Source organism: Cupriavidus sp. 05N39 (genome assembly GCF_056397325.1).
Genome location: NZ_JBFTNE010000156.1, coordinates 1 through 11,598 on the forward strand (window position 1 = coordinate 1; position 11,598 = coordinate 11,598).

Below are 11,598 nucleotides of genomic sequence, written 5' to 3' on the forward strand. Positions count from 1 at the left end.
GCTTCGCCGTACCCTGGCCCTCTACGCCCATCGGAGCGGACTCGTGACGCTGCCGACACTCAAACGTCAGTTGCAGCACGTCACGCAGGAGATGAGCATGTACTACGCTCGTGGCTCGGCATTCGCTAAGGGCTTCATCGACGCCGACAAGACCCACTTCGCGAAGGAATGGGCCGGGGCACAGGGCCTGTCCGAGTACCTTGCATACGCCGAGCAGGTGCTGTTCTCTGACGAGCGGCTGTTCGGCGGCCACGCAGCGTGGACGCAGAGCCGTGCCGTGCAGGCCTCGCCTGTGTCGGTCTACTCACGCGAGCAGACGGTGAGGATGTTCGTGAAGGGCGAGCTGGCGTACCGCGAGACGGTGCTGGGCGGCTGCGCCAGTGTCGAGCAGTGCAAGTCGACGCCGCTCGACTGGATGCGTCTGGATTGCCTTGAATCGGACTGCCGTAACCTCGTGGTCGTGCCATCGAAGCTTCGGCGCGTGATCAACGCGCAGCAGGTTACGGTCGCGAAGCTGCGCGCGGTCGATGAGACGAGCGTCGAATACCGGATCGAGGCGCAGGTGCTTCAACGACTGCTTGACGCGCAGGAGAAACTGATCAAACCGGAGGCAGCATGAGCGGCGCCATGACCGACTACTATGCCGCCCTTGAGCGGCTGAAGAACCGCAAGGGTGCGCGTATCAACAACGACACCGTGGCGATCGAGGCGGGCCGCAAGAAGGGCAGCATCAAGAAGTCGCGCCCACAGTTCACCGAACTGATCGCAGCGATCGACGCGGCCAACGCAGTGGCCGGGCGCCCGAAGCTCGAGCTCACCGAGCGTCTGAACCGCGCAAAGGGCGACGCGAAGGATCTGCAGGCACAGCTTGACGAATCGCTGGCTCGTGAACTTGCTCTGCTGCATCAGGTGTTCCGCCTGCGCAAGGAACTGGCCGCGCTGCGTGGCGGTAGCGTCCTGCCCTTGCAGCCGCGCTAGATTGCGGCGGGCATCTTCGCTCGAAATCAGCTGCGAAACTTGCGACTGAAGATGGACATTCCGACGGTCGTTGTGTCCATTTTTTCTGCTGACTTTATGGACACCAGGCAGCCTGCTGATTCCAGTATTTTCAAGGCTCTGGCTGATGTCCATTTTTTCTCTCTTGCGCGTAACTCGATCCCGCACACGCATGTGCGCCGCACGCTGACGGTGCGCGCCGATCCGCTGTGCGTGCGTGTGTTGGACGGCGCCCAGGTGATCGCCAGTCACCCTCGCAGCTATGATCGCGACGCGCAGATCGAGCAGTCTGAGCACCTGCGCGAGCTCGAAGAACGCAAGCGCCAGGCCCGTCAGCATCGTGGCGTCAACAGCCTGACGAAGGCCGTGCCGGCCAGCCAGTTGCTGCTCACGCGCGCGGCCGAGCGCGGCGCGAACCTCGGCGCACTCACGAACGCATTGCTGAGTCTGCTCGATCGGTACGGCGCGGCCGAGTTGCAAGCCGCGGTCGAGGACGCGCTCGCGGCGGGCGTGCCGCACGCGAATACCGTGCGCCTGGCACTTGAGAGGCGGCGCACCGCGAGCGGCACACCGCCGCCGGTCGCAATGACACTACCCGAGCATGTGCGGCGCAAGGACACGCCGGTGCAGCCGCACCGGCTCGACACCTACGATCAACTGACGACTGCCGACGATGACAACGAATCCGAACCCCACTGAAATCCTTCGCTCCCGGGCGCAGGCGCTGCGCCTGAACGGGCTCGTCGAACACTGGCCGGAGGTAAGCGATGCCGAATGGGTCGCGCCGCTGCTCCAGTGGGAAGAAGAGGCGCGCACAGACCGATCCTTGCAGCGGCGCATCCGCGGTGCGCGGCTGGGCAAGTTCAAGTCGATGGGCGACTTCGACTGGAAATGGCCCAAACGCATTGATCGCCTGGCTGTCGAGGAATTGATGTCGCTCGCGTTCGTCAAGGAGGCGAGCAACGTTGTGTTCATCGGCCCGAACGGCGTGGGCAAGTCCACGCTTGCGCAAAACGTTGCGCACCAGGCGCTCATCCAGGGCTATACGGTGTTGTTCAAGGCCGCCGGGGAAATGCTCGGCGAGCTGGCCGCGCTCGACAGCGATTCCGCGTTGCGCCGGCGTCTGCATCACTATGCAGCGCCCGACGTACTACTAATCGACGAAGTCGGCTACCTCTCGTACTCGAATCGTCATGCGGACCTGTTGTTCGAGTTGATCAGCCGCAGGTATGAGACCCGTTCCACCATCGTCACGACCAACAAACCGTTCTCGGCATGGTCGGAGGTGTTCCCGAACGCCGCCTGCGTCGTCTCGCTGGTTGACCGGCTGGTGCATCGCGCTGAGGTCATCTCGATCGAGGGCGAGTCCTATCGTCTAAAGGAGGCGCGCGAGCGCGCCGAAGACCGCGCCCGGCAGCGCGGTGCGAAGAAGATCAACAAGGATAAAGGAGCCACCCAATGAGTCATATTCCTTTGCTACCGTCGGGCCGCCAGTTCGGCGTGCCGTTCCCCCTCGCCGACGACTGGACGCCCGAGCAGGCGCTCGCGGTGTTCGAGTTACTCGACGATCTGCGCAACGTCATTGGCCAGCACTATCTGCATCAGATCCAGGAACAAATGCAGCGGGATCGCCAGACCCGCGACCCGGATTACGACCCGAGCGATACCTCGTTCTGACATTCGTCTCGCATCAGACAACGGAAGGGGCCCTTGTGGCCCCTTTATTGTTGCGCTTTACGCTCAACCTTGTGCCGCCATTTATGCGCGGATTTACACCGCCGCTAACAAGCGGGGCTGGCGACCGCGTCGAGGTCCTTTTCCGATCCGTTAGGGCGCGGCCTGGTCGATCTTCAGACCGAGACAGCGGCAGGACATCATGTGAAGTCAAAAAAATCGGCCAGAAGGAGCCCATTCCTATCGAGCACTCGAACATCAATGCTCATGACTTCGACTCGTTCGTCAATTGAGTGCAACTCGCTCAGGAGTTCGCGAGACTGGCCCGGTAGGAAGTCGCTCAGGTCGCCCTGTTGGTGATTCGGATGCAGAACGGCCACGCGAACGCGTTCAGGTTCGAACTCCCGAATGAATCCCTTGATGGTGGTCACAGTGTCCGGCATCCTCCTGAACGCGTCAGGGTGCAATGGTCCGGCGAAACACCAGCGTCCGCCAGCCATTTTTCCCTTAGTCTTGGTCAGGAACTCCTTAAGGCTTTCGTTCGCCTCGTGAGGCGAAGTCAGTCGAAGGTATAGCCGACGCTCGTTGCCCAATCTGTACTCGTCCGGCAACTTCGGAGCCTTTGGAATCTTGCCTGCGGTGCCAAGCCGATGGTCGCGAAACATCGATCGCAAAGTCGTGCTCTTGCCGAAGTTTCTGGGCGCAACGATGAAGAGTGCGCGTTCAACATAGGTGCTCATTCCTTTTTCCTATTCGTGGTTCTTCAGGTCGGCCAGCGATGCTTCCAGCGTATCGGCTGCATCGGAATGCAGGCCCGCAATCGGCCATGCACCCCAGGCAATCTCCACCACAGTCAACGCTTAGTGGATCGTCGGCGTTGTCCAGCGGCCGTCCACAGATCGCGCAACGGCGGCCGAGAGGTTCACCGATTCTCTGAGCAGGCTCCAATGCTTTTCCGATTAATCAGCGTTGTGCGCCAGCGCCGGTTAGTGGCGATGAGTGAGACTGGACGATCCCCTGACGTGGCGATGCAGGAATTTTGTCCCCACCTCCCCCTCTGGAAGAATCCCTATTCTCATTAGGCAGACCATCATGCCGTAGCCTGGCTGCTAATGCTAGCGTGGACGGTCGAGGGAATCGGCTTGAGACGCGCAATCATCATCATTGATTCGAGTGGCGGAATTTGTGCTCCTTCTCCTGCATCAGCAAGATAGGCATTTCGAAGCTCTCTCATGATTGCAGCTAGTGCCGTTCCTCCAGATACATCGACAACGCCTGGGTTGGGTAGATTGACCAGATCCTCGTGGATGTCTCGGGCGATCTCACACACCCAACGGTGCAAACCATGCGCATAGCCGTCGTTGTCCAGTTCGCCGTGTTGGCGAGCTGATTCTTGAAATCCGTCTAGAAGGCCAGCGACGGCTTCGGCAAACTCATGCTGAGGAGCCCGGAATACAGCACTCATACATGTCAGATACGAGGCGACATAAAACAAGCGCAGCGAAACAAAGGCTGGTCTGGGATCGGCCTCGATAAGGCCAATGAAACTTGCCTCGCTTTCACGCGGAAGCTTCAGGATGCTCTGGATACAAGATTCGATATTCTGATCGGCCATCTTAATATGATTTCTGCGTGGCATTAGCGTCACAAGAAGTTTCAAATGCGAGGGATTACAGAATGGGTTGGCTGAATCGCATCAGGGCCATCACCCCATATTGCCTGGAAGTCACGACCCTTCCATCTTGGAAGAGGATGCCGAGCTTGTTGTTCGTTCACAGCCAACCCGGAATGCAACGAGGCAACGCTGGATCCTGGTCCGAAGTGCTGCTCGCATTGCGGCGAGACCGAGCTTCGGCGCGCGGATCTGTCGGGCATCTCTTTGACCAACAGCGCCAGGCCTTTATCTGCAGTACCTGTGGCGAGCAGTGAACTGCGTGATCTGGCGAACCAAGTAAGCCGGTATGCGGGATCAATAGAGTTTGACACAATGCGCCCAATAAAATCAGACACTTAGCGACGCACGTGATCGCACTCTAGCGAAAAAGAGTTCAGGCAGAAATCGTGCGACAAAAGAGTTTGACACAACCTGTTGGGCATGTAGCGCTGCGACGGCAGAGATCGAGTGCCCATACTTGCCTAGACACGTCTGTTCAGCAGCCTCCGGACCAGTTTTACATGTCGCCTAACAGCTAGGTCGCGCCAATGTCGGGGGGCCGCTCCCGACCCATTGCGGTCATATGGACTCTCGGAAAGCTGACGTTCGACGCGGCGTGGCAAACGCATCCTGGACATTGCCCGTTGCGCACCGGTCACGAATAGCCAATCGTGACAGGATTCAATCAGGGTCTTCCTTCGCCAACTGAGTGGGCTGCATCGCCATCCGGGGCATGCGCTATCGAACGCCGCGAATGAACGCAAGTATTCCCGTGCCCACTGTATCGTCGGGGCTGTTGATCGAAAAAACCTCAGAGAAGTGGTTCTGTCCCGGGAAGCGTGTGAATGCTGGACAGCGGTTGGCTTTGCAGAGCGCGTCCTGGAGCTGCAGCGCCTGGAGCTCCACGGCGACGGGATCGAGTTCCGCGGTTGCCACCATGAGTGGCAACGGTGTCTGCTGAAGTCCGGGCACTGACGAGCGTTCCGCGTACCGGCTGACGTCGTCGCCGAAATATGCCTTGAGCGCCGGGCTAATCTCGGCGGTAGCGGGGTCGAAGATGGTCGCCGAGAGAAACGCCGCGCCAGCCAGTCCTACGCCAACCGGTCCATAGAACTGTGGGTGGGCGACATAGGAGGCCACGAGCACCGCGCCGGACGAGTGACCCACGAGAAAGACCCGCTTCGGGTCGCCGCCCTGCGCGGCGATGTTCTCCTGAACCCAGCGCACTGCCAGACCCAGATCTTCGGTGCCCGCTGGCCAAGAGTTCTGCGGTGCCATCCGGTGATTGAGATTGACGCCGATCAGTCCGCGGCTCGCGGCCCATAGCATCACGTTGTCGTAGAAGGGGCTGTCGGACGCATGTTTGTCACCGCGCACGAAGCCGCCGCCATGCACGAAGATCAGCACGGCACGYGGCGACTGGAGCGCAGTCGCGGGTACGAACAGGTCCAGCCTCTGGCTGTCTGCCGGCCCGTAGTTCAGATCCCGCGAGACACGCACTCCCGAATAAGACTGTGCCTTCAACAGCGGCACATATAGGGCGGCGGTGCTCGACGGGTCAACGACTCGTTCCAGCGCCTTGAGCTTTTCGTCAAGATCGGGCGGCACCTGCGCCAGGGATAGGTGACTGGCGACGCCCAAGGCCAGAATCGCCAGGGCGCGCCCGAAAATTTCTCGACGGCTCATCACAATCTCCCGACGCAGCTCGCACGGTGACCAATCGGGGTCTTGTCTCCGCACAGGTCCCAAGTCTGATGCATGACCGCCACGTTGTGCTGCGCCACGCATCAACATCAATTTATAGATTACCGGGTAGTCAACTGCAAGACGAGAGCAGCACCTAACGTCCGCTGTCCTACGCCCACGACCGATGGACCGCTTCTGGCCGGGAACGGACCTCCGTCGGACCTCCGCCGTATGCACCTCGGACGGATCTTCCCGACCCAACTCGGCCGCTGAACATGCCTCCTTCTAAACATGACGACATAAGTATTGCAGCATGTATGATTGCGTGGTTACTCTAATGGAGAGGCAGTCATGCGCAGACTCGAGATTGCAGACGCACATATCATGCAGTTGGCGATTCGACAGGAGATCGAGCGAAGCGAGGAGTCGCGGTATGACCACCGCCTGCACGGAGTGCTGCTGGTCAGCAGCGGTTACTCGTGCACTGAAGTGGGCCAGATGTTCGGTCAAGCGGCCACGACAGTTCAGCGATGGGTCCGACGTTTCTAGCGGGGCGGTTTCGACGGATTGCGGGAAGGTGAACGGCCCGGTCGCCCGCGTGCGTTGAATGACTCGCAATGGCGTCGCATCGAGGCGGATCTGCGCAAGACACCACGCGACTTCGGATTTGAAGCGGGCCTGTGGGATGGGCCCGTTCTATCGGAGCACTTGCGTCAGCGCTATGGCATCAAGCTGGGCGTGCGGCAGTGCCAGAGGCTGTTTCGCCAGATGGGTTTCCGGCTGCGCAAGCCGCGCCCGCAGGTCGCCCAGTCTGATCCTATTCGCGTTGCGGCGGTAAAAAAAACTGCGGCGACTGGCAAAGCGCGACGACATTGAGTTATGGAGCCTGGACGAATGCCATTTCCAGCAACACGGATCGCGCTGTCGCATGTGGGTGGCCCCGGAAATCCGCGATCCGGTGTTGATGCATGCGCCGACGCGAAAGTCGGTGGCATGTTTTGGCGCCGTCAGTCTGAGCACGGGTCGCTTCGTCTGGCAGGTATGCCCTGTCTTCAACGCAGAAACGTTTGCATCCTTTCTTCGCCAACTACTCCGCCATCGACGTCGCGGCAAGCGCATCGTCGTGGTCCTGGACAACGCCAAGTACCACCATGCCGTTCTGCTCAAACCGTTACTGCACAAATACAGGCGGCACATGACGTTGTTGTTCCTGCCACCATACAGCCCGCAACTGGCGCCTATCGAACGCGTATGGAAACTGACACGGCGCCTGGGGTTACATAACCGGTACTTCGCCACCCTCGTAGAAGTTCTCTCGGCAGTCGACGCCTGCTTCCAGCAATGGAAGAGACCAAACGAGGTACTACGACGACTATGCTGCATTATTTAAGACGTTGTGTTTAAAAGGCCGTTTCCGAAGGTAAAACGGTCACTCGCATGCAGCCCGACGTCTATTCGGTGCAAGCGGCCGTTTACGCTGGTGGCGTATAGCAGCGAAAGCCGGAGATTTTCGGCGTTTTTTGATTCCGTTTCGGTTTACGGCGGCAACCACACGACAACATGCGCTCGAAAGCGGTTTCGTTATCAATCATTTTCGCGAGATACGGGCGGGGCAGCGTGTCGTCTACGTTTTCGCGCTGATGCACACACCCTCACGCGCGCGGGGTCACCCCCGGCGCGAGACCGAAAGGGGGCGGGGCGTGGTCCTTGTACACTGACGGGTGCGCGAACAAATGGGGATCACGATGACGAAAAATAAAGTGCCGATGTACCCACGGGACGGCGGGGGCAGCTTCAACGTACCTGCGACGAAAGACGGCGCGATTCAACGCCTCGTGCCGCTTGGGGACCATATGGAGATCTATTCGCCCGAGGAAACATTCAGGATGCAGACACCTGAATCCATCGACCCCAGTCGGACGAACCCGAACGCTATGTTCGTCAACGTGAAGATAGCGGACGTCGGATCCTCGTCGCCCATCGTTGCCCGCACGGTCCTCATGGCGCATGACATGCTTCATCACCGGACGATACTGCGGGACGATGAACGCAGAGAAGCGGCGCTCAAGCTCATGCACCGGATCAAGACTTCACTCCTGCACTGCGAACAGGCGGCCGACGAACTTATCAAATCGGTGCACGCTCAGTGTGAGAGTTTCGGCCAGACGGAACAGGCAGCAAACGCCCGAACGTATGCGAACTTCCCGATCGTCGCAGATCTCGACGCGAAGGTCACTGCGTTCTTGATTCCCGCACGTCGCGTCATCACGGATATCTGTCAGATCCCCCAGCACTTCTGGAAGCTCGGCAGCATACATAGCAACTTGGACTACCTGCTCGACAAAGAGATCGCACCACTGCTCGGCGAAGAGCATCACATGGTGCAATGGTTCCGGAAAATGGTTCCGGCCATCACGCGCATCGTGAATTTCCGTAACGGGCAGGAACACATCGGCACGACGAAAGGGCTGCCGTTGGTGACCAAGAATTTCGAGATGCTACCGACGAACGAAGTCCATGTTCCGGTGTGGTATCTCGAAGGCGAACGACCAAGCTCGATCACTGACGAAATGCCGCGCATGGTCAATCACCTTTTGCACTTCGCGGAGACGATGTTCGTCGCGTGCGTCAATGCCAACCTGCCGACCTTCCCGCCGATGGTTCTGCAACTCAACGAGAAGCCAGACCCGCTGTGCCCAATCTCGTACACGCGGGTCATCGACGCCAGCCGCTTCACGCTTCCCGAATCAGGTGCTCAGCAAGCCGACCCTCCTGGATCTGCCGAATTCCAATGACTCCCCCCGGGAACATGACGACGTAGCGAGTTGACATAACCCGGCGAGCGGACCACAACGTACGTATACGAAATCCGAAACGCGCAGGCACAAAGGGAGTTGGTCAATATGCATAACGCATCATTCTGGCGCCGCTATTTTCAGAGCATGTTCAAGTCGCACCTCGAGCGCACGCTGCAGGTGCTCGAGCAACGTCTGCTTCCGACGTTTGATGGGATCGAAGCTGAAGCAACCGCGCTTCAGGAGAAGACGTACAACGAGCTGGTATCGATGCCGCTTGATCCTGACGTAGTCGACGAGTCCATGCTGGCCGAATCTGCGTTTGAAGCTGGCTACGCGCATTATTCCGGGATGGAAGCCGTCCGGCAGTCGCTAGTCAATTCGTTTGCGCCAATGATCTATCACACGTGGGAGCAGCAGCTGCTGGCGTTCCACCGCAAGGAAGTTTTGCACCCCAAGGAAGAGCACAACAATGACTTCCTGAAGCTGTCAGTGCTGCGCAAGCGGCTCGCGGCCAACGGCTTCGACATTACCCAATTGCCAACGTGGTCGCGCATCGACCAATTGCGGTTAGTAGCGAACACCGTGAAGCATGCCGATGGCGACTCCGCCGATAACCTGAAGGCACAACGCCCTGAGTTCTTCGAACCGCATCATGCGAATGGGAAGCTCACCGCGATGCCGTTTCGTTATACCCCAAGCGTCTATCGGCCTATGTCGGGCGAAGACCTATATCTAACGATGGCGGACATTCAGGCGTACGGCCGCGCGACGATTGAGTTCTGGGGCGAGTTTGCGGACGCTCTGGAGCGCGCGTAGGGCGTCTGAAGCACGGGAGGACTGCGTGCAAGGTGCTCTGCTCACTTTTGAGCAGTGCTTTAGAAACAAGGGCTTAGCGGCAAATGGACAGCCTACTTTGGTACAACAACGAAATGCACCGTGCACGGGCCATCTTTTCTGCTCAGGTCGCGCTCGAATCTATACGGGAAATCCGGCCGACGCCATAGCTTTGCTTGCAGAGGGCGCGCCGTGTTGTGGCCACTCTATCTGGCGATAACCGTTAATTCAGGCTGACGGAAAAGGCATCAACGCTTTTAGGTCGAGCACCGCATCAGCTTGCACAACATATCCCAAGTTCATCATCGTATTGATCACTGGGACCTGCATTGAGGTCGGTATCGGACGCGGCTCCAGACGTCCCTCTGCCGGAGCGGTTGGGCCGCCCCAGAGGAAGCCGATCAGCTCTGCACGCGTACCCGGAGCGTTACCTTGCTTTGTCCGGTACCATCCATCTTCGTACAAGAATACCGGCGATCCGCTTGAACCCGGAAAGCACGCAACGTCGATCACAAACTGCCGAAGCCCATTCCAATCCACCAGTGGATGTGACGCTGAAAGTCCGTCCCGGACGATAGGCAAGTTGTGCCGTTCGTTCCATAAGCCGAGTGGGTAGCCTGCCATCAATACCCTCTCAACCGGCCGCATGATCTCTCGCGTCTCGGCGTCGGGCAGCCATGATTCGTCGAGAAACATGTGGCGCAAGTGTCCACGCTGAATGGCATGTTCAATCAATGGCGCACACAATATCGCGCAAAGATCGATCGCCGGATCGGGATGGCGGATTACTCGTTGTTGTAGATCGATGATTTCGTAGACGTGGTGCTGGATGTCCTCTCCCGAACAATCCTCTCTCAAAGTCTCTCGGTTGGACGTCGTCGAGATCGTAGTCTGAAGACGAGTGAAGTCACCAACCACATGCTTGTTGGTCAAAATGACAGGGATCACCGGTGCGTCGGGTGCCTGACGGAACACAAATAGCGATCCGGTTCCAACACTTGAATATGCACCTTGGTCGCCGCAGAGCAGTCGAAGTGTCGAGAGAGCAATCCTGGTGGCCGGACTCAACATGTAGGCTTCTCCAATCAACGGCCAAGGTCGCCCTCAGCACTTTTTATTGATGGCTCGGAGTTGGGAACAAATGCAAAAGGACCTCAAAAGGCCCGTCAGATAAAGCTCTCTGGCGGAGAGAGGGGGCTCCGAACCCTGCATAGGCTATTGATTAGCCTAGGTTGCGCGAGAATATACCAGAACTGCTTGCGTAACCTTGCGCATGCGTCATCCGCTCTTACGCTGATAGCGCCAGGATAATTCAGCGCGTCCGCTAAGGCGATGAGGCGACACCGACTCCCAGCGATCGATTGACCGCTTGTTGGGTGGAGCTGCCATCTGAATGTCTCATTGACGAATCAGCCGAAGGTCCCTTCATGGCCGGTTGCCGCCGTTCGATCCGATGACTGTTCGCGACCCCATCTCGGTCAACTACTGAACCGATCCACATTATCACCACGGTGCGCCGACTGTTTAGTGTGCTCGTTGCACTAGCAAACGAGACCGTCGCCGATGCGACCATTGTGATAGTGCCCGACACGGAGAGGCGTTTCCAGTATGCATCTGCTGTTGTCCGCTAGCCGTCGCTCACTGGGCCGCGCATCCGTCGGCTTCATGGCTTTTCCTATAGCCAATCATTCATGCGCGCCGTCTCTGCTCACGTGGTCACAAGTGCCGTGAGGCACGCCCTTGTTGGCTGATGGGCTTTCAAGGCCGCGCGTGTCGTGCGCGTGCGTATTACCAGAGGTCCAGTCGGCGGTGATCATACCGCCCCATGTAGAACTCGGTCAGGTCGTAGCGCGCCTCCAGCACGTCGCTCCACCACGCCGACACTTGGTCGTCGCCGGAGGTCACCGAAGGCGCAGGGGCTGCATTCCACCCATCCGGCCATGCACGGTGCCAGCC

The 11,598-nt window shown here is 58.9% G+C and carries 13 protein-coding genes and 1 pseudogene; 10 read left to right on the forward strand and 4 right to left on the reverse strand.

Going from position 1 to position 11,598, the window contains the following annotated elements; all coding sequences use genetic code 11:
• The 5 genes and pseudogenes from AC1DN0_RS38280 to AC1DN0_RS38300 all read left to right on the forward strand — a co-directional run.
• Window positions 1-619 (forward strand): annotated as a pseudogene (locus tag AC1DN0_RS38280) (integrase); the annotation flags it as partial.
• Window positions 620-627: 8 nt separating this feature from the next.
• Complete coding sequence (locus AC1DN0_RS38285; protein WP_477143336.1) at window positions 628-978, forward strand: hypothetical protein; 351 nt, start codon at window positions 628-630, stop codon at window positions 976-978.
• A gap of 51 nt (window positions 979-1,029) precedes the next feature.
• Window positions 1,030-1,695 carry a Mu transposase domain-containing protein gene (locus AC1DN0_RS38290; RefSeq protein WP_477143337.1) on the forward strand — a complete coding sequence of 222 codons (666 nt, stop codon included), beginning with the start codon at window positions 1,030-1,032 and terminating at the stop codon, window positions 1,693-1,695.
• Entirely contained in the window at window positions 1,670-2,458 is a 789-nt protein-coding gene (gene istB / locus AC1DN0_RS38295) for an IS21-like element helper ATPase IstB (protein ID WP_477143338.1), read from the forward strand. The genes AC1DN0_RS38290 and istB overlap by 26 nt, the downstream gene beginning before the upstream one ends.
• Entirely contained in the window at window positions 2,455-2,673 is a 219-nt protein-coding gene (locus AC1DN0_RS38300) for a hypothetical protein (RefSeq protein ID WP_477143339.1), read from the forward strand. The genes istB and AC1DN0_RS38300 overlap by 4 nt, the downstream gene beginning before the upstream one ends.
• 197 nt (window positions 2,674-2,870) lie before the next feature.
• Here the strand turns inward: AC1DN0_RS38300 and AC1DN0_RS38305 are convergent, their stop codons facing one another.
• The 3 genes from AC1DN0_RS38305 to AC1DN0_RS38315 all read right to left on the reverse strand — a co-directional run bounded on the left by AC1DN0_RS38305 (window position 2,871) and on the right by AC1DN0_RS38315 (window position 6,010).
• Window positions 2,871-3,410: a hypothetical protein gene (locus AC1DN0_RS38305; protein ID WP_267600237.1), complete on the reverse strand. Its 540-nt coding sequence runs from the start codon at window positions 3,408-3,410 to the stop codon at window positions 2,871-2,873.
• 350 nt (window positions 3,411-3,760) lie between these two features.
• Entirely contained in the window at window positions 3,761-4,285 is a 525-nt protein-coding gene (locus AC1DN0_RS38310) for a hypothetical protein (RefSeq protein WP_477103813.1), read from the reverse strand.
• Window positions 4,286-5,062: 777 nt separating this feature from the next.
• Window positions 5,063-6,010: an alpha/beta hydrolase gene (locus AC1DN0_RS38315; protein WP_267604133.1), complete on the reverse strand. Its 948-nt coding sequence runs from the start codon at window positions 6,008-6,010 to the stop codon at window positions 5,063-5,065.
• A gap of 384 nt (window positions 6,011-6,394) precedes the next feature.
• Here AC1DN0_RS38315 and AC1DN0_RS38320 point away from each other — a divergent pair, with 384 nt between their 5' ends.
• The 5 genes from AC1DN0_RS38320 to AC1DN0_RS38340 all read left to right on the forward strand — a co-directional run bounded on the left by AC1DN0_RS38320 (window position 6,395) and on the right by AC1DN0_RS38340 (window position 9,624).
• Window positions 6,395-6,559 (forward strand): helix-turn-helix domain-containing protein, encoded by a 165-nt coding sequence (locus tag AC1DN0_RS38320; RefSeq protein ID WP_477103844.1) that lies wholly within the window; start codon window positions 6,395-6,397, stop codon window positions 6,557-6,559.
• 54 nt (window positions 6,560-6,613) lie between these two features.
• A complete protein-coding gene (locus tag AC1DN0_RS38325) occupies window positions 6,614-6,886 on the forward strand; it encodes a winged helix-turn-helix domain-containing protein (protein ID WP_477103814.1) in 273 nt (90 codons plus the stop codon).
• A 10-nt stretch (window positions 6,887-6,896) separates the two neighbouring features.
• Window positions 6,897-7,400, forward strand: a complete 504-nt coding sequence (locus tag AC1DN0_RS38330) for an IS630 family transposase (protein ID WP_267606345.1) — start codon at window positions 6,897-6,899, stop codon at window positions 7,398-7,400.
• Window positions 7,401-7,755: 355 nt separating this feature from the next.
• A complete protein-coding gene (locus tag AC1DN0_RS38335) occupies window positions 7,756-8,805 on the forward strand; it encodes a hypothetical protein (protein WP_477103815.1) in 1,050 nt (349 codons plus the stop codon).
• A gap of 108 nt (window positions 8,806-8,913) precedes the next feature.
• A complete protein-coding gene (locus AC1DN0_RS38340; protein ID WP_477103816.1) occupies window positions 8,914-9,624 on the forward strand; it encodes a hypothetical protein in 711 nt (236 codons plus the stop codon).
• A gap of 246 nt (window positions 9,625-9,870) precedes the next feature.
• Here AC1DN0_RS38340 and AC1DN0_RS38345 read toward each other — a convergent pair whose 3' ends face one another.
• Entirely contained in the window at window positions 9,871-10,713 is an 843-nt protein-coding gene (locus tag AC1DN0_RS38345; protein WP_477103817.1) for a trypsin-like peptidase domain-containing protein, read from the reverse strand.
• Window positions 10,714-11,598: the final 885 nt, after the last annotated feature.